Origin of the sequence: Micromonospora peucetia (assembly GCF_900091625.1) — a bacterium.
GTDB lineage: Bacteria > Actinomycetota > Actinomycetes > Mycobacteriales > Micromonosporaceae > Micromonospora > Micromonospora peucetia.
In genome coordinates this window covers 3,607,743-3,624,083 of record NZ_FMIC01000002.1, presented here as the reverse complement: position 1 = coordinate 3,624,083, position 16,341 = coordinate 3,607,743, and the positions used below count along the sequence as shown (strand labels likewise).

Below are 16,341 nucleotides of genomic sequence, written 5' to 3'. Positions count from 1 at the left end.
CGGGCCCTTCATTCGACGATGACCGAGGTTTCGGTATCAGGGAGTCGTGTAGATCTCGGTGATGATGGGCAGGTGGGAAGCGTGCAGGGCGTGTTTGCCCCTGAATCCGAGGGCGCGGGTGGCCTGGGCGCGGTGGCGCAGCGTGGGCACGTCGTCCTCAATGGCATGGGTGGAATCGTGTGGTGGCTGAAGGCCGGCCGCAGCAGAGGCGAAGACGGCCTTGATCTGGGCTGCGACGATCGCCGGGGACAGGTCGGCGCCCTGCGACTCAAGGCCGAGGTCTCTCGTCAGGTCGCCAACCCCCACGCACAGGCATCGAAGACGTGGGGAGGCGGCAGCGATCTCGTTCATGTGCAGCACACCGCGCGCGGTCTCGATCGTGGCCATGATCTCGGTATGCCCGATCGGCAGGCCGTGGGCCTCCTCCAGCACGGCCAAGCAACTGTCGAGTGCGACGATCTCGGCGGCGGATTCGACCTTCGGCAGGTTGATCCCGGTCAGGGAGGGGCCGACGATCGCGTCGAGTTCCGTCTCCAGACGGCCGGCATCGACGGGATGCACGCGCACGTAGACCACACGCCCACCCCGATCACCGGAGAGAAGGTCGCCGGTGGCGCGGACGGCGTCGTGCTTTGCCTCTGGCGGCACGGTGTCCTCGAGATCGAGGATGTAGGCGTCGGCGTGGCCGAGGGCGACCTGATCGGCAGCGTCGGGGGTGTGCCCGGGGATCATGAGCATCGTGATGAGCAGGGGCTGCTCGACTGTGACGCTCATGCCTTGGCCCGCGTCTGCTCGAGTTCGGCGACGGCCCAGCGCTCGTATCGATTCCCGGTGTAACCGAGCTCGGCGGCCATGCGGGCCGCGCACTTGAGGCCGACCTGCGCGTGCTTGCGACGCTGGTCGGCATTCCACCGCTCGGCGGGTCCGATGATGCCGAGGGAGCCAACGATGCCGTACGGGCCGAACACGGGGACCGCGAGGGCGCCGACCCCCTGGTTCGGGTCGTGTTCGGTGCTCAGGTAGCCGTTTGCCTCAATGAACGCGAGTTGGCGGGTGATGCTGTCGCGGACCTGGGGGGTGAGCTCGGCGAGCAGGCGGGTCCGCAGCGACTCGTCGACCCACGCCAGGATCGTCTTGCCGGACGTTCCGTGCGTGAGCGGGATCGCCTCGCCGAGCGGGATGCGTCCGCGCATGATCCGTGGACTCTCGATGCCCATGATGCAGATGCGCTGGGAGCCGACGACGCGGTGGAAGCTGACGGTCTCTTCGGTGGCCTGGAGCAGCACGTTCAGTTCGCGGGAGGCGAGTCGGCCGATGATGTCGTCGACACCCGCCTTGGATGCGAGCTGGATGAGCGCGGCGCCTGCCACGTACCCCTCGGGGCCCTTGTCAACCCAACGCCGGGCGGCGAGGGTCTTGAGCAGACGCGAGACGGCGCTCTTGTCGATCCCGGTGGCAGCGGCGATCGCCATGACTCCCAGTGGCTGTTCGCTGTTCGCGACGGCCTCGACGATCGTCAGTAGCCGATCAGCGAGGTTCAGGTCTTGTCTCTCACTCTGCGAGAGAGTCGATCGCTCCATGAGAGGATGCTAGCGAGGCCCAGGTCACATGGCAAGGGCCGGTTTGGGCCCGCAAAAGCCTCCCCACCTGCGCCTGTTCGTCGCACCACGTCTCGTCGGCCCACGCAACGCTCGGGTCTTGTGCTTCGCGACACCCACCAGGACAATGCCTCTCGTCACGTGAAATGAGCTCTCACGTGTCGAGAAGAACAGGAAGAGTCAGAGCGACGGATGGTTGCTCGACAGCATCGAGATGGCCGTCCGGGCGTCACCGGTGAACTCACTCGGCTACCTGGATCTGGCCCAGGAAGACTGCCGGAATCATGAGCTCCGGGCGGTGCCCGCCAAGGGAGACGCCGCGATTCCCGGCGGACGACGTCACAGGCGCCGCCCGCGCATCCCGCGACAGATCACAACTGGAGGCAACTCGTGCATACCTGTGAGCGGACAGGCACCGGGAAGGAAGCACGGCGCCGTCGAGCCGTCGTCATGGCCGCCAGCCGAGGTCTGGGTCGGGCAGCCGCCCATGCGCTCGCCGGCTCCGGCCACGACATCACGGTGTGTGGCAGGACGCCGGACCTTCTGGCAGAGGTGGCCGACGAACTGCGCGACTACGGCGGCGTGGTGGACGCCGTCCAGGCCGATGTCGCCACCCCAGCCGGCGTGGACCGAGTCATCCGCAGCGCAGAGCAGAGACTCGGTGGCGTGGATGTTCTGGTCACGAACGCGGGCGGCCCGCCAGCTGGCCGCTTCCTCGACCTCAGCGAGGAGCAGTGGAACGCCGCCTACCAGCTGACGCTGATGTCGACGGTCCGCGCGTTGAGCGCCACGCTACCCGCGATGGTCCGTTCCGGGTACGGACGCGTGGTCGTGATCGGCTCATCGAGCGTGTTCGCGCCCCTCGAGGAACTCACACTGTCCAACGCCTTTCGTCCGGCACTGGCCGGGCTTGTTTCAAGTGTCGCCAGAGAAGTGGCAGAACACGGAGTGACCATCAATCTGATCGCTCCCGGTCGATTCACCACCGACCGCGTCCGCGATCTTGACGAACGGCGCGCAAGGGCTGCCGGCGTCGAGTACGAGCAGTTCCGGCAGCGGGCGCAAGCCCGTATCCCGGCTGGCCGATACGGGCACCCGGAAGAGTTGGGCGCGCTGGTGGCGTTCCTGGCCTCCGACGCCGCCAGCTACCTCACAGGCCAGAGCCTGCTCGTCGACGGTGGACTTGTTTCCCGAACTCCGTGATCCAGGACCATCGGCGGGGCCGCGACACGTTCGCCGGACGACGAGAGATGCCTCCTGGGCCTTGTCCCGGTCCCGGTCCCGCATTCCGCGGTCAGCCCACCAGGGCCAAGCCGACGAGTGAGGTGGCCGCCAGGACGACCGTACCGATCGCGCCGGCACCCACCGCGGAGCGGCCACCGCGGGCGACGGCCCGCGGGTCGACTGCGGCGCCGAGCGCGAACATGGCCATGGCCAGCAGAAGCGTGCTCGCCGTGGATGCGGCGGTGATCACTCCGCCCGGTATCCAACCGGTGGTACGCAGCGCCACCATCGCGAGGAACCCGGCCACGAACCACGGAAGGATCGGCGGAAGTTTGGCGCCGTCGACCTTCTGCGCCGCCGAACGGCGACCGATCGCGACCGCGGCGACCAGCGGCGCGAGGAGCACCACACGGAACAGCTTCACCACCACCGCGGTGGACAACGCGGCGGCACCAACCGCTCCCCCGATGGCCACCACCTGACCAACCTCGTGCACGCTCGCCCCGATCCACATGCCGAACATGGCCTCGTCGAGACCGAGCAGCAGACCCAACGCGGGGAGGACCGCCAGCGACAGCGTGCCGAGCACGGTGACCACGGCGACCGCCGTAACGGCGTCGTCGTCCTCTCCGTCGGCAACCTGGTTCATTGCGGCCACCGCCGACGCCCCGCAGATCGCCACCCCCGTCGCGACGAGTAGTGAGCGGGCCGGGGTCATGCCCAGCCGCCGCCCGACCCAGCGGGTGACGACGAACGCGGTGGCGACGCTCACGAGCACCACCACGATTGGCCCGACCCCGAGCCGGTAGATGTCGGAGACGACCAGTTGCAGGCCGAGCAGCACGATTCCGATACGCAGCAACGTCGACGCGGCGAGCCGCAGGCCGTCCCGGAACTGCGGCCGGTATCCGCCCAGCGCACTCAGCAACACGCCGAGCACGATCGTCACCACCAGCGGGCTGGCCGCCCCGATCTGACGGTTCACGGCGAACCCGATGGCGGCAGCCGCGCCAGCGACGAGCAAGCCCGGCAGCACGGCGGCGAGCCGGTCAGAGCTTCGCCGCGCTCGGGTACGGTCGTCGTCCGACCTGGTCGGATTCTTGGTTGCCATGAAGACAGCCTGAAGCCGGCACGCCGTGGCCAGTAGGCCTCGACCACGGTGCACGTCATAGCCTGTGGCTATGAGCCAACTTCCTGATCTGCTGTCGCTCCGACTCCTGGTCTCGGTGGCAGAGCTGGGCAGCGTCGGCCAGGCCGCCCGTGCGATGGGAATGGCCCAGCCGTCGGCCACCAAGCGGCTCGCTGCCCTGGAGCGCCAGGTCCGACTTCCGTTGCTCACCCGGACACCGCGTGGGTCGATGCTCACCGACGACGGCAAGGTCGTGGTGACCTGGTCGCTACGGCTGCTGGCGGCCGCCGACGAGTTCCAGAGCAGCCTCACCGCGATGCGGCAGGCGCGGGCGGCCCAGCTTCGCATCGCTGCCAGCATGACTGTCGCCGAGGCACTGCTTCCCCGTTGGTTGCACAGCCTCGGTCAGCGGGAGCCCGACGTGCGGGTCGGTCTGACCGTCGTCAACTCCGCCGAGGTCGCCCGGATGCTGGTGTCCGATGAGAGCGTCGACATCGGGTTCGTCGAAGGCCCGACGGTGCCGGACGGGCTCGACCACCGCATCGTCGGGCATGACCACCTCGTCGTCGTGGTGGCGCCGCAGCATCTGTGGGCTCGACTCAACCGCCCACTACGGCCAACCGAGCTTGCGCACACACGGCTGGTGGTCCGGGAGGCAGGTTCCGGCACCCGCGAAACACTGGAGTTGGCCCTGCGCGACCTGGACCCGCTGCCGCCCCACCTGGCTCTCGGATCCAACGCCGCCGTCAAGGGGGCCGCCATGACCGGCACCGCGCCCGCAGTGCTCAGCAGGTACGCCGTCGAGATGGAGTTGACCTCCGGCCAACTGGTGACCGTACCGGTGGACGACCTGCCGCTGAGTCGGACGCTGCGGGCGGTCTGGCCGTCTGGTAGGCGCCTCACCGGATCCGCAACGGCCCTGTTGCAGGCGATCGACGCGTCGCTCTTGACCCCAGCCCCGGCCAAACCCAGGCGCGGATAGCGGACCAGAAGCCGTACTACTCCGGCAAGCACAAGCGCCACGGCGTGAACGTGCAGGTCATCGCCGACGCCGCCGGCCGGCTCGTGTGGGCATCACCAGCACTGCCGGGCTCAGCGCACGACCTCACCGCCGCCCGCATCCACGGCATCACCGACGCACTGACCAGCGGAACCGTGATGACCTTCGCCGACAAGGGCTACCAGGGCGCTCGGGGCAGCGTGCGCATACCGTTCAAGCGACGCCGCTTCCGGCCGAAGCTGTCACGCCGGCAGAGGGCGGCCAACCGGGCACACGCGAGAATCCGCGCTCGCAGCGAACGAGCCATCGCCACCCTCAAGACCTGGAAAATCCTGGCCAAGCTGCGCTGCTTCCCTCGCCGCGCCACCGCGATCGTGCAGGCCATCCTCGTCCTGCACCGCACCGAATCCAACCGCTACGCAGGATGAAAAATGGCTCACTGCGATCCCTCAGGTCGCGATGAGGTCTTTGGCCTCCTGATAGAACCGGCGGACGGCGGGCGTGCGCCGGTACGGGGTCAGCGCACCGACCAGGTTGCGTACGTGCTTGACGCACCTGGCGGAGTTCACTTGTCCGGTGAGGGTCTGAACGGCCTGGTCTCCGAGGGCGAGCGCCTTGTCCAGCTCAGGCTGCTCCTGCCGGACGTATGTGGTCGCGAGCAGGGCGTTTCGCAGTGCGCCCTCGCGGGTGTACTCGTTGCCCTGTAGCCGCAGTGCTGCTCGTAAATGATCACGAGCGCGTGGCCAGTCTTCGAGCTTGACGAAGCAGTAGCCGGCTTGGGCGTGGGCCTGTGCCTCGTTGACCCAGTAGGACCAGTCGGGGTCGCCGTGCTCCGGCCGGCTGTCGGTGAACCTGCCGAATGCGTTGTCGAGCGCGCGGCGGGTGTCGGTCACCGAGCGATTGTTGGCGTACGCCTCGGCGGCCCGTAGGTCGAGGATCGCTGCCACCTTCGGGCTCGTAGCGGGGTAGCTGGCTCGCGCGGTCTCGGCGAGGGTCACGGCCTGGCGGAGCTGACCGAGGTCCTTGGCCTGGCAGGACATGAAGCCGAGGATGTTCGCGCCGAGCCCGCGATCGCCGGCCGCGTTGGCCTGGTAGAGGGCGGCGAGCCAGAACCGTTGCGCCTGGGTTTGGTGACCGTCGTCGAAGGAGAGCCACCCGGCGAGCCGCAACAGCTCGCCGGCGGTGGCGTGGAGGCGTCGGCCGACGGTGTCGGTGTAGCTGCGCTCTCGCAGCACCCCGACCACCGTGCCCAGGTGTTGGCGGACCAGTCCCAGGGTTTGGCCGCTGCCGAGATGATCGTCCATGCGTCGCAGGCTGGCTGTCACCGCATCCAGGTGGTCAACGACCTCGCCGGACAGCGGGCGGCCGGCGGTCGACGCGATGTCCTGCGGCGGTTGGGCTATCAGCCATTCGTGTGCCGGTGCGGTCAGTGCGGAACCGAGCAGGGTGAGGAGCATCCGTCGATGCATCATGCCCTCAGATTTGGCCTGGCTGGCGGCCGACCGGGCGATGAGTGCCGCCGGCGGTGACCCGCGGCGTGCCGGCCTCGCGGCGGTCTCCCTCGCGCAGGCGCTCCGGGCCCTGCGGCGGGGCCGGCTGGCAATGACCGCCGCCGTGACCGCCGTACACCAGCTCGACCTGGCACCGTCCGGCGTCTTCCTGCCGGACGAGCCCGCCCTGACGGGGACCCTGCTGATCGAGGCCGCTCTCGCCGCCGCCGCGTGCGGGAGCGCCGAGCTGCGGCGGGCGAGCTCACCGAGCGTGCGGCTCACCTCGCCACCGCCCACGACGAGCGGCACCACTCGGACCACGACGGCGTCGGGTTCGGCCCCACCACCGTCGAACTCGCCCGTGCCCTGACCGCCATGCGCCTCGGCGACCATCGTCAGGCCGTCGCCATCCACCGGCAGGCCACCGGCAGCGAGGCCTGGCACCTGCTCCCCGCCGAGCACCGGGCCGCCCACCTGATCGACATCACCCGCGCCCACCTCGACCTCGGCGACCCGCACGCCGCCGGCCGCGCCCTGGTCACCGCCGACGCCATCGCCCCCGCCGAAACCCGCATCCGCCCCGCCGCCCGCACCGCACTGACCGCCGTGCTCCGCGCCGGTTCCCCCGCCGCCGACGTAACCCGCCTGGCCGCCACCGTCGGACTGACCCACCCTTGACTCGCTCCCGACCCGCCCATGACCGGCAGGAAAGCTCACAAGATTGGACGAAGGCGCCGCCACTGATCCATGCCTCGGTACGGCCCGCTCGTCGCGCCAGCGCGGATTCGTTTCGTCGATCCGGCTGCGCAGTGTGACCACCGCGGCCCAGTCGAACGGCAGCTCCGCTGCTCGGCAAGGCCGACAAGGACATCGAGCAGCCTTGGCCGCATAGTAATGTCGGGGCGTGGGTTCTACAGTGCGTAAGGTCTCGCTGACGGGCATCAAGCCGACGGGCGAGCCGCACCTGGGCAACTATGCCGGTGCGATCCTGCCTGCGCTCGGCCTGGCGGACAGCTACGAGTCGATGTACTTCATCGCTGACCACCATGCGCTCACGACGGTCCGTGATCCCGCCCTGCTGCGGCACTACACCCGGTCTGTCGCGGCGACCTGGCTGGCCGCAGGCTTGGACCCGGACCGGACCACCTTCTACCGTCAGTCGGACATCCCGGAGATCTTCGAGCTGGCGTGGGTGCTGTCCTGCGTGACCGCCAAAGGGCTGATGAACCGGGCGCACGCCTACAAGGCGGCGCGTGACCGCAACCGCGAGGCCGGTAAGGAAGACCTCGACGCGGGCGTGAACATGGGGCTGTTCAACTACCCGGTGCTCATGGCCGTCGACATCCTGGTCGTGGAGGCTGACGTGGTGCCAGTCGGCCGCGACCAGCTCCAGCACGTCGAGTATGCCGCCGACATCGCGGGCTCGTTCAACAGCATTTACGGCGACCGGTACAAGCTGAAGATCCCGAAGCCCGTCGTGCCCGAGGAAGGAACGGCGCACACGCTGCCCGGCACTGACGGCCGGAAGATGAGCAAGTCGTACGGCAACACGATTCCGCTGTTCGCCCCGGAGCCGGCTTTGAAGAAGGTGATCCGACGGGTCACAACGGACAGCGTCCCGGTAGAGGCCCCCAAGGAGCCGGACTCGTCTGCCGTGTTCACGCTCTTGGAGCGGTTCGGTGATCCTGCCGTGGTCGCCGAGACGAGGGCTCGGCTGATCGCGGGTGGGATGGGCTGGGGAGAGGTCAAGGCGCAGCTGACCGAGGCGTTGAACGACCGGTTCGCGCCGATGCGCGACCGGTACGAGGCGCTCGTGGCTTCGGGCAGCGAACTCGACGACCTGCTGGCTCACGGCGCGGACAAGGCGCGCAAGCAGACCCGGCCGGTGCTTGAGCGGGTCCGCGATGCCATCGGGATCAGCTGAGCTGACCTTTCTTTTCGAGAGCGTTGACGACGCGGTCGCCGCAGTGCCACGCCGTGGTCCACTTGCCGGGCACCGCGACGACGAGGTTGAGGACTCGACTCCAGTCGCCCGGATCGGCACTGACTCGTCGGGGCTTCATATCGGCACGGAGCACGAACAGGTCGATGACAGTACGCGCGCGCTCGATGCGTGTCGGTAGGGTCCTCCGCGTGGACGCGAACGAAATCACGCCGCATCTGTTTCCCAATCGCTTTGCGGATGCGGTCGGACCCAGTGCAGGCGGTCCTGCCCGCGACCGTTGCCGCTGTGTCGGCCACTCGGTCGCGACCCGGCCGAGTAACGTCGTCTTCCACGCGGACCGTCAGGACACCGAGGCGGCGGGTTGGCGGCATCTGCTAGCGCTGATCGATGAGGCCGCAGCGGATGGGCGGACGGTGTTCAAGCCGTTCGTGGAGCTGAGTGCTTCCGAGCGACGGCAAATCGTCACGCTACCGGCGACGATCGCGAAGCTGACCGCCGTCAAACACCTGGTGCTCTACGGCACGAATCTGGTTCGTATCCCGGCCGAGATCGGGGCAATGACCAGCCTTGAGGTCTTCGAGCCGTACACCTCCCACCGGCTGCATTGGTACCCGTACGAGCTGACCAGATGCACGAAGCTAGCCGACAGTACGGTGAGCACGCGCGTCCTCTACGGCAACTTCAAGTTCCGTCCGCCGTTTCCGAGGCTGCGGGCGGTGACCCGTGCGGCAGAGTCGGACTTCGCCGCACTGGACCCGGGCGTGTGGGGCTGCGACGCGGTGCGAACCTGCAGCGTGTGCGATGGGCCGGTTGACGATGAGCTTCACCAGGTCTGGATCTCTGGCCTGGTCGCCACCGACGTGCTGCCGTTGCTAGTGAACGCATGTTCCGCAGCCTGCGTGGCGGCACTGCCGCAACCGCACCCCGGCTACCTCCCGACGCCGCACACCGGCGGCCCGGACATCGTTCAGCCAGCCACCTGGCGATGAGGTGGCAGCCACAAGACACACCCGCAACTGCACCCCTCTGTGTCAGGACGCCGCCGGGAGGAGAGTTCTATCCTGGGCTTTGGCGGGTCCGGGATGTGACTTCCCCGAAGAGCCGGCTGGGGGATGAAAGTCGGTCACGCTGGAGCCAGTTGCCGTTCCCTGTTGTCCCCCCGGGCCCGCTGCCGTAGCAGTTGTGGCGTCGTCAATCATGCACTGTTGAAGGGTCAACGTCACACGCTCACCTAGCCGACGGTAACGCGGGGTTTTCAGGCGTCCCCTATTCAATCTCACCGCAGACCGAAGTTGCGGAGGCCGACGGACAACAGATCGAGGACTGCTCATCAATGTCGAATCGGGTGGACGCTGCTCGGTTCGACGATGACATTACGGGACGGTGGACACGTCCACAATCGGGAGGGTGACCGACTGCACGAATCAACGCGGCTGGTTACGATCGCATAATGCATCCATATCAGACAGTCGTCGGTAGCTACACTCTTGGAGATCTGACCGTCAACCGGATCGGATTCGGCGCTAAACGCCTGGGAAAGGATCGGGCGCAGGCGACTGAATTGCTGCGCCGCGCCGTGGAATGGGGCGTCAATCACATCGACACCGCCGCATTCTATCCCACCTACGCCAGCCCCAGTCACAAGGAGCACGACTTCTCTGCCCTCGAGTGGGCAAATGAGGTGATCCGGCAGGCGCTGTCGCCGTATCCAGCAGACTTGGTCATCGCCACGAAGGTCGGCCCCACAACTACCAGCGGGCTCGCTCGGCCGGATCAGCTGCGCGGCCAGGTCGAGGCCAATCTGCGAGCGCTCGGCCGTGATCACCTCGATGTGGTCTATCTGCGTCAGTACGGGCTCGACTCAATCGTGGAGCACTACGGAGCCCTGGCGGAACTGCGTCAAGCCGGCATGATCCGGCATCTGGGCATCTCCAACGTCCGGCCTCCCCACCTCGCTCAAGCTGGAACGATCGCACCGGTTGTCGCTGTGCAGAATCGGTACGGCATTGATTTCGGAAGGGTCAACGACGAACTGCTCAGCACCTGCCGCGCCCAGAACATCGCGTTCGTGCCGTTCTTCGCGCTGACGGGCACTGGCCGCGAGAGAGGTGGGGTGATCGAAAACGACGCCGTGAACACCTTCGCCCGCGCCCATGGCGTTTCACCCGCGCAAGTGCGAATCGCTTGGACCTTGAGCCGCGGGCCTCATATACTCGCCATCCCCGGCACCAGCGGCACCCGCCATCTGGCCGAGAACCTGCGCGCTGGAGATCTGCTACAGCTGCCGGGGATCGCGGCACTAGGCGCCGGAAATCACTCCTAGCCAGTTCCCCGCAACCATTCGGTGCTCCACGACAGGCGTCATACCGCGAGTACCGAACGGGCAGCTATCCCGCATTACGGTCCCACTCAACTGCCGCAGATGAAGCGCGGTCGTGACGGCCGCCGTACCTTGACGCCCGCTGACTGTTCGGCGGCCCGCACTGGTGCGGAGCAGCAAAGGGTGCCTGGGTTAGGAACGACGCTCATCCCAGCAGCTTGGGCACCGCCTCATCCGGTTTCACGTTTGCCCAGCTCAGCGCTGTTGGTGGGGCGGGCGGGACTCGAACCCGCGACCGAGGGATTATGAGTGGCTTTCAGTGCTATGACCAGGACCCCACGAAGTCACCTGACTGTCAGACTGGCCCGCTACAGGTCACTCCAGTCACTCAGTCATGCACGGCTTCGCACCACAACCCGCACCACGGACCGCCTACGGATCCAGGCGCACGAAGCCGCCGCCCTCCTGTTCGTAGATGCAGGCGACGTTGACGCTGTGTAGCAGATCAACGAGATCCGAGCCCGGGTAGGACGGAAGCAGGACAGCCCTGGACTTGTGCTCGACGTAACGCGCGTAGTCCAGCAACTGGCCGAGAGCCAGGCGTACGTGGTGGCGAGCCGCGGAGCTCTTCGCCTCGACCAGCTCAGCTCGGCTCCCGTCGAAGAGATCGGTGTAGAGAGCCCTGCCGAGGTCGGGAAGCTTGATCTCCTTGCGCGTCGTGGTGCCGCCTTCGGCCGTCACGGCGCCTACGTATCGATCCACGAGGTCAGCCTCACGCCGCTCAGCGGTTGTCGGTTCACGCTTGGGCTCTACCTGGAAAGTCTCGGCAAGGTGGGCCTCCATCGGAACATCCCGCACTGTCGGCTTGCCCGCGCTCGCCGCACCGAGCTCGGGCGCCTCGGCATCGACGGGCAGGAGCCGGAACACGATTACCTTCCGCAGGTCCCCCAGCCGGTCCCTTGCCTCTTCCGCGTACCAGGGGTGCTCCGGGTCAACCCGGAACTCGCCGAGATAGCGCACGACCGAACGCTTGACCTGGTCGAAAAATCGAAGCCGCAGACCGCGGTCAAGGTGGTCCCTCACTGCTGCGTTGCCACGCACGAAGGTCTGATCGCCGACCTGGCCCTCACCCGTGTAGTGGAACGCCCCATCAGGCCGCCACCCATCAAAGTCGTACCCGAAGCGAGCACCGGCCGGGGACGAGAAGAGAAGTACGTCCGTGCTCTTGGCCGGCCGCGTTATGCCGCCCTGCCAGGAGCCGCCCACCCGCTGATGAAGCTGTCGCCGAACGACCACGTCGCCTATCTGAATGTCCCACGCCACGCTGAAACGATAGAACAAGTTAGCAACGGGCAGAAGCCACAAACGACTTAATAGATCCTTATTAGTCATTCTGCACAAATCTTCGAAGCAGGCTTACCGGCCAATGTCAACTCGTTACATCTTGAATTCCCTCCGATACCTTAAGTAGCCGAAGGCGCAACCATGCGGAACGTACAGGGGGCGGCTATGGCTCGATACTGGCCTGTGCTCAAGGCTCGCGAAGGCGAGTTCAAAGCGCTTGGAAAACTCCGGGACCACGACGTCAGCCGCATACATCCCCTGTTCGAGGTCAACCCCTCGGGTGATGGTCCCACCAAGGCGGGTCTCAACTTCGTACGCAAGATCCGAGAGGCGGCGCCAGCTGGCCTGGTCCTCGGAGTGGACACCACGTACGTCAGAGTCAACGATGATGGCCAACCACTGATCAGGGAGATCGCCAACGACCTGGCACAGTGGGGAATTCCTATCGCGCCGGTCATCCGCCTGCACGACTCAGACGAACATCTGTCCGCATGCGGTGAGGCGGCTCGCCTTCACAACGAAACAGCTATTGTCCGCCTCGGCAGCGATACCACAGATCCCGACCCGGTCGCTGACGCGCCTCGTATATCTAGAGCTCTGTCAATCGCCAAGATCAGTACCGACCGTTGCCACTTGGTAGTGGACATGGCCGAGGTCTCATCCGACAGAGACGTCAGCCGAGCGGAGCTGGCCGTCAGGAACGTGCTCGACTCGCTGGACAGCCAGGGGTGGGCATCCATCGTGGTGGTATCTGGCGCCATGCCGTCCGCCATCTCAACTCTCCCTCGCAACGAAGCGACACCTCTAACGAGATGGGATTGGAAGCTCTGGAAACGGCTAGCCGACCGCAGCCCAGATTTTGGCGACTACGCCATCGCACATCCAGCTCTGCCAGGAACTGGGGCCCGCGGTCCTCTGCCCAGCCTCAGGTACACCGCGAGCGACAACTGGTGGATCTACCGTTGGGCCCGTTACGAGACCGGCGGTAACGACAGCTTCTACGACCTGTGCCAAGCCCTAGTCGCATCCGGCCATTGGCCAGCCGAGGGCTCAGACTTCTCGTGGGGCGACAGCGAGCTCGCGCGGTGCGCCAGACGTCAGCCTGGCCCAGGGGGCGCCACACAGTGGCGAGCATGGGGAACCTCCCATCACCTCACGCATGTCATGGGCGAGTTGGCCAGTCCTCCCGCGTCCTAAGCACGCGCCGCACCTCCGCCTGCAACTCCCCCAGCTCTAGGGTCTCGGCGAGGCGTTCCCAGACGAACCATCTCGGCGCCTTGGACAGGCCGCGGTGATTGCCTCGCTCACGCAGGAGAGCCATCGCTTCATCCCGCCAGAGCAATTGGGCCACAGAAAATGGATTGGGACTTGGATTACGGCTGCCGCGGCGGACATTCCGAAGCCGGACCACGCGCTTACCAGGAAGAGCGAGCCACACCCCCCACCAAGGGGGAACCATTTCGGCAGCCTGGTCCAAGTATCGGTCCGTCGTCACTAACGAGGCCCGATCCAGCACCCGGCTATACAACTCGGCCTGGACCTCTAGCCGGGTCAACTTGTCCTGGTCGCTTTTAATTTCAAAACCCGATATGTGACCGTTAATGACAGCCACATCGACTCGGGTTCGACCAGCACAGAGACCCAATTCATGCCGGATCTGAGTATCGGGCTGCGATTCGTACTTCGTGGCGAGACGAGCCGTTAGCGCCAGACGGATATCGCTATCGCGCATCGCACCCCCACTCGGCTCGTCCACTGCTTCAGCGACCCGCCAATACTTCCATACGCGGTTCCCCGCTTCTAGCGCAACGTCTCCGTGTCCTTCCGGCGGCTCCTGGTGACACCGTCAGCCGATGCAGCACCAAGAGCCGGCGGAGGACAGGCCATGCCATGACTAGGAGCGGGTGCCGGCTCGGCTCGGTCGCCAGGGGCTACCCGTACCATCCGTACCAAGCTCGTTTTGCCTGGTCAGGGGCGGTACGGATTGAATCGCGGTACGGATTAATGCGTACCAGGGGCGGCGGTGAGGGTGTGTCGTGGTACGGATCGATCCGTACCAGGGGGGTTATCCGTACCGGGGATGACCTGCGGAAACGAGGTTGGTACGGATGGGACGGATAACCCGGTGGAAGGGGTTTCGGGTGCGGGGCAGTAGCGCTGCCAGGCGTCGGTGAAGGCGTCTCGGGTGTAGCCCTTGGCCTGGCCTACAGGGAAGCGGATCGTGTCGGAGCGGATCTCGAAGTCGCGGAGCAGGTCGCCGAGTTTCTTGCCGGTGAGTCCGTGGGGGCCGCTGTCGGCCCAGGGTGCTTCGGGGTCTCCGTTGAGCGCCGTGAGTAGGTCTGAGGTGGGCGCGGCGGTTGGGCTGCCGAGGGTGGTGAAGGCGGTGCGGATGTCGGCGAGCAGCCGTACTCGCTGGGAAACGTTGCCGGCTTCCTCGGCTCCGGCGGTGAGGGTGGTGACGGCGTGTCGAGCACGCTGGGGCCAGGTGCCCCCGGCGAGGTCGGCGACGGCAACGAGGGGTTCCCAGGTGTCGGCGGCCCGGTCCTCTACGGGCATGGGCGGTTCCGCGGCTTCGAGTGCGGTGAGGTTGGCGCGTAGCCATCCGGCCAGTTGCTGGGCGACGGCGCGTAGGGCGGGGCCGTCGCGGCGGTGCCGGTAGGGGGCGACGGTTTCGCCGGGGGCGCGGCGGCGCATGCGGATGACGACGGCGCGGTCTTCGATGGTGTCGGGCATCGCGCCGATGCCGGCGAGGGCGGCCATGGCGAAGGTGGGGATCTTTTCCAAGCTTTGCGTGTTGTTGTCCCAGCGGATCGCGGGGCGGTTGCGTTGGTGGCCGGCGTTGAGCAGGCCGCGTAGGTCTTCGTTGGCGTCGGCGTTCTTCCCGCCGAACAGGGTGTCGGCTTCGTCTACGAGCAGGGTTGGCGGTTGGCCGGTGCCGATGGCTCGGTAGACGGCGGCGGGTGAGGCGTTGACCGTGATTAGCGGGTCGTGGCAGCAGCCCTCCACCACGTCGAGCAGCCGCGACTTGCCGCACCGCTTTTCCGGTGCGCGGATGACCAGTCGGGGGGCGTGTGCCCATGCGGTTTGGGCGTGGGTCGCGGCGATCCACAACGCCACCGCGTCGACGGCTTCGGGGCTGGGGAGGATGACGTACTTGGTGAGGCAGGCGTGCAACTGGTCGAGGATCGCCGCGCCGTCTACGGGCTGATCGGTGCTGGTTGGTGGGTTCATGCGGCGAGTCCTTCGGCGCGGAAGCCACCACGGATGGCGGCGCGAATGTCTCGGTCGGTCTGCTCTGCCTGTCGACCGGCGTCGGTGAGGGCGGCTATTGCGTCGTCGCGGCTGATCGCGTCGACCTTGACCATCCGGGCTACGCCCCGGGCTGCGCCGTAGAGGGTGGTGCGGCGAGCGCCCTCGGTGGCGGAGGCCACGGCGTCGAGGTGTGCGGCCAGAAGCCGGTCAGGGCAGGAGATGCCCCCCGCCGCGCGGATGGTGGTCGGAGAGTGCGGCAGGGTCGGCGGCGGTGCGGGCGTGACGGGCTGGCAGGCGGTGACCAGCGCGGGGGGCATCTCCTGCATGTCCCTGTTCGGCGCCCACCGGTACGGGCGGCCCGTGCGTGGGTGCACGCTCGGGGGCAGCACCACGTATCCGCCATCGGCCTTGACGTCGACACCGGGGCCAAGCCCTTGACCGGGCTTGCCCTGGCTACATGAGATGGGCTGTCCGGGATGCCGGTAGTACAGGTGTAGGCCACCGGACCCGGTTACTACGTACGCGGTGGGTGGCAGCAGGCCATCGGCGATGAGTGCGTTCATGGTGTCTCGGCCGCCGTGGGCCGGGTCGACGTCGATCACGACTGTGCCGGACGGAGCACCGGTACGCAGGGCGAGTTGTCCGGTGGGGACGGTGGTCACGATCGCGGTTACCCGGTCGGGGTCGGTGCTTGCGGCGTAGAAGCCGTGACAGGTCAGGCACGGGCATGCTTCCCGGTCGTGGCCGGCGGCATCGGTGGGGCAGTCGGGGCAGTTGGCTACGGGCCTCTTCGATCGAGCGAGCATGAATACCGGCCACCCGCGACCGGCGTAGGTCAGGGCGGGGATGACCAGCGCAGACGTGTCGGGCATGGCGCTCCTCTCGGGTGTGTGGATGGGCGTGGACGGGGCTTCGGGTCGGCCGGCGAGCGCGGCGGGGGTGTGGTCGGGGCAGCGGGGGCCTTGCAGGTAGGGGCGGACACCGTTCGGGCTGTGGCAGTAGCGCCGGGCCCCGCCGATCCAGTGCCCGCATCGGGTGT

Annotated in this window: 16 protein-coding genes and 1 pseudogene; 8 read left to right on the top strand and 9 right to left on the bottom strand. The window is 67.1% G+C overall.

The annotated features are described in order from the left end of the window. Nucleotides 1-36: 36 nt before the first annotated feature. Nucleotides 37-774 (bottom strand): HpcH/HpaI aldolase/citrate lyase family protein, encoded by a 738-nt coding sequence (locus tag GA0070608_RS16985; RefSeq protein WP_091629144.1) that lies wholly within the window; start codon nt 772-774, stop codon nt 37-39. Next, a complete protein-coding gene (locus GA0070608_RS16980; protein ID WP_091629141.1) occupies nt 771-1,580 on the bottom strand; it encodes an IclR family transcriptional regulator in 810 nt (269 codons plus the stop codon). The genes GA0070608_RS16985 and GA0070608_RS16980 overlap by 4 nt, the downstream gene beginning before the upstream one ends. 468 nt (nt 1,581-2,048) lie before the next feature. On the opposite strand from GA0070608_RS16980, the gene GA0070608_RS16975 reads away from it, so the two are divergent. After that, nucleotides 2,049-2,801 (top strand): SDR family oxidoreductase, encoded by a 753-nt coding sequence (locus GA0070608_RS16975; protein ID WP_091629138.1) that lies wholly within the window; start codon nt 2,049-2,051, stop codon nt 2,799-2,801. Between the two features lie 91 nt (nt 2,802-2,892). Here GA0070608_RS16975 and GA0070608_RS16970 read toward each other — a convergent pair whose 3' ends face one another. After that, nucleotides 2,893-3,933, bottom strand: a complete 1,041-nt coding sequence (locus tag GA0070608_RS16970) for a YeiH family protein (RefSeq protein WP_091629136.1) — start codon at nt 3,931-3,933, stop codon at nt 2,893-2,895. A 70-nt stretch (nt 3,934-4,003) separates the two neighbouring features. On the opposite strand from GA0070608_RS16970, the gene GA0070608_RS16965 reads away from it, so the two are divergent. Beyond that, nucleotides 4,004-4,933 (top strand): LysR family transcriptional regulator, encoded by a 930-nt coding sequence (locus tag GA0070608_RS16965; protein ID WP_091629133.1) that lies wholly within the window; start codon nt 4,004-4,006, stop codon nt 4,931-4,933. Beyond that, nucleotides 4,927-5,379 (top strand): annotated as a pseudogene (locus tag GA0070608_RS16960) (transposase family protein); the annotation flags it as partial. The gene GA0070608_RS16965 and the pseudogene GA0070608_RS16960, both read left to right, overlap by 7 nt. Before the next feature lie 21 nt (nt 5,380-5,400). Here GA0070608_RS16960 and GA0070608_RS16955 read toward each other — a convergent pair. Beyond that, complete coding sequence (locus GA0070608_RS16955) at nt 5,401-6,834, bottom strand: NsdA family TPR-like regulatory protein (RefSeq protein ID WP_483819078.1); 1,434 nt, start codon at nt 6,832-6,834, stop codon at nt 5,401-5,403. Between GA0070608_RS16955 and GA0070608_RS16945 the strand changes: the two genes are divergently transcribed. Together GA0070608_RS16945 and GA0070608_RS16940 are read left to right on the top strand one after the other, a co-directional pair. Continuing rightward, nucleotides 6,817-7,119 carry a hypothetical protein gene (locus GA0070608_RS16945; RefSeq protein ID WP_091629125.1) on the top strand — a complete coding sequence of 101 codons (303 nt, stop codon included), beginning with the start codon at nt 6,817-6,819 and terminating at the stop codon, nt 7,117-7,119. The genes GA0070608_RS16955 and GA0070608_RS16945 overlap by 18 nt on opposite strands. 226 nt (nt 7,120-7,345) lie before the next feature. Further along, nucleotides 7,346-8,365 carry a tryptophan--tRNA ligase gene (locus GA0070608_RS16940; RefSeq protein WP_091629122.1) on the top strand — a complete coding sequence of 340 codons (1,020 nt, stop codon included), beginning with the start codon at nt 7,346-7,348 and terminating at the stop codon, nt 8,363-8,365. On the opposite strand, the gene GA0070608_RS32660 is transcribed toward GA0070608_RS16940, so the two are convergent. Continuing rightward, nucleotides 8,358-8,504 (bottom strand): hypothetical protein, encoded by a 147-nt coding sequence (locus tag GA0070608_RS32660; protein ID WP_176733740.1) that lies wholly within the window; start codon nt 8,502-8,504, stop codon nt 8,358-8,360. The genes GA0070608_RS16940 and GA0070608_RS32660 overlap by 8 nt on opposite strands. 70 nt (nt 8,505-8,574) lie before the next feature. Between GA0070608_RS32660 and GA0070608_RS16935 the strand changes: the two genes are divergently transcribed. Both GA0070608_RS16935 and GA0070608_RS16930 read left to right on the top strand, forming a co-directional pair. Next, nucleotides 8,575-9,375, top strand: coding sequence for a leucine-rich repeat domain-containing protein (locus tag GA0070608_RS16935; protein WP_245715813.1), 801 nt, complete (start codon nt 8,575-8,577; stop codon nt 9,373-9,375). 461 nt (nt 9,376-9,836) lie between these two features. Next, nucleotides 9,837-10,709: an aldo/keto reductase gene (locus GA0070608_RS16930; RefSeq protein ID WP_091629116.1), complete on the top strand. Its 873-nt coding sequence runs from the start codon at nt 9,837-9,839 to the stop codon at nt 10,707-10,709. Between the two features lie 429 nt (nt 10,710-11,138). Here the strand turns inward: GA0070608_RS16930 and GA0070608_RS16925 are convergent, their stop codons facing one another. After that, a complete protein-coding gene (locus GA0070608_RS16925; RefSeq protein WP_091635322.1) occupies nt 11,139-12,029 on the bottom strand; it encodes an SRA domain-containing endonuclease in 891 nt (296 codons plus the stop codon). A 162-nt stretch (nt 12,030-12,191) separates the two neighbouring features. On the opposite strand from GA0070608_RS16925, the gene GA0070608_RS34310 reads away from it, so the two are divergent. Beyond that, the gene (locus GA0070608_RS34310) at nt 12,192-13,247 is read left to right on the top strand and encodes a beta family protein (protein WP_091629114.1); all 1,056 of its coding nucleotides are present in this window, start codon (nt 12,192-12,194) and stop codon (nt 13,245-13,247) included. Here GA0070608_RS34310 and GA0070608_RS34305 read toward each other — a convergent pair. The 3 genes from GA0070608_RS34305 to GA0070608_RS16905 all read right to left on the bottom strand — a co-directional run bounded on the left by GA0070608_RS34305 (nt 13,213) and on the right by GA0070608_RS16905 (nt 16,174). Then, the gene (locus GA0070608_RS34305; RefSeq protein WP_141719619.1) at nt 13,213-13,782 is read right to left on the bottom strand and encodes a sce7726 family protein; all 570 of its coding nucleotides are present in this window, start codon (nt 13,780-13,782) and stop codon (nt 13,213-13,215) included. The two genes, GA0070608_RS34310 and GA0070608_RS34305, sit on opposite strands and share 35 nt — an antisense overlap. Nucleotides 13,783-14,051: 269 nt before the next feature. After that, nucleotides 14,052-15,281: a DUF3631 domain-containing protein gene (locus tag GA0070608_RS16910; RefSeq protein WP_091629112.1), complete on the bottom strand. Its 1,230-nt coding sequence runs from the start codon at nt 15,279-15,281 to the stop codon at nt 14,052-14,054. After that, on the bottom strand, nt 15,278-16,174 hold the full coding sequence (locus GA0070608_RS16905) for a bifunctional DNA primase/polymerase (protein WP_091635315.1): 897 nt from the start codon (nt 16,172-16,174) through the stop codon (nt 15,278-15,280). Before GA0070608_RS16905 ends, GA0070608_RS16910 begins: the two co-directional genes overlap by 4 nt. Nucleotides 16,175-16,341: the final 167 nt, after the last annotated feature.

Bases quoted from the DNA above. Each gene is read 5' to 3' on its own strand.
- GA0070608_RS16905 (WP_091635315.1), bottom strand. From the start codon at position 16,174: ATGCCCGACACGTCTGCGCTGGTCATCCCCGCCCTGACCTACGCCGGT.
- GA0070608_RS34310 (WP_091629114.1), top strand. From the start codon at position 12,192: ATGCGGAACGTACAGGGGGCGGCTATGGCTCGATACTGGCCTGTGCTC.
- GA0070608_RS34305 (WP_141719619.1), bottom strand. From the start codon at position 13,782: ATGCGCGATAGCGATATCCGTCTGGCGCTAACGGCTCGTCTCGCCACG.
- GA0070608_RS16965 (WP_091629133.1), top strand. From the start codon at position 4,004: ATGAGCCAACTTCCTGATCTGCTGTCGCTCCGACTCCTGGTCTCGGTG.
- GA0070608_RS16970 (WP_091629136.1), bottom strand. From the start codon at position 3,933: ATGGCAACCAAGAATCCGACCAGGTCGGACGACGACCGTACCCGAGCG.
- GA0070608_RS32660 (WP_176733740.1), bottom strand. From the start codon at position 8,504: ATGAAGCCCCGACGAGTCAGTGCCGATCCGGGCGACTGGAGTCGAGTC.
- GA0070608_RS16910 (WP_091629112.1), bottom strand. From the start codon at position 15,281: ATGAACCCACCAACCAGCACCGATCAGCCCGTAGACGGCGCGGCGATC.
- GA0070608_RS16980 (WP_091629141.1), bottom strand. From the start codon at position 1,580: ATGGAGCGATCGACTCTCTCGCAGAGTGAGAGACAAGACCTGAACCTC.
- GA0070608_RS16975 (WP_091629138.1), top strand. From the start codon at position 2,049: ATGGCCGCCAGCCGAGGTCTGGGTCGGGCAGCCGCCCATGCGCTCGCC.
- GA0070608_RS16945 (WP_091629125.1), top strand. From the start codon at position 6,817: ATGCGCCTCGGCGACCATCGTCAGGCCGTCGCCATCCACCGGCAGGCC.
- GA0070608_RS16955 (WP_483819078.1), bottom strand. From the start codon at position 6,834: ATGGTCGCCGAGGCGCATGGCGGTCAGGGCACGGGCGAGTTCGACGGT.
- GA0070608_RS16985 (WP_091629144.1), bottom strand. From the start codon at position 774: ATGAGCGTCACAGTCGAGCAGCCCCTGCTCATCACGATGCTCATGATC.
- GA0070608_RS16930 (WP_091629116.1), top strand. From the start codon at position 9,837: ATGCATCCATATCAGACAGTCGTCGGTAGCTACACTCTTGGAGATCTG.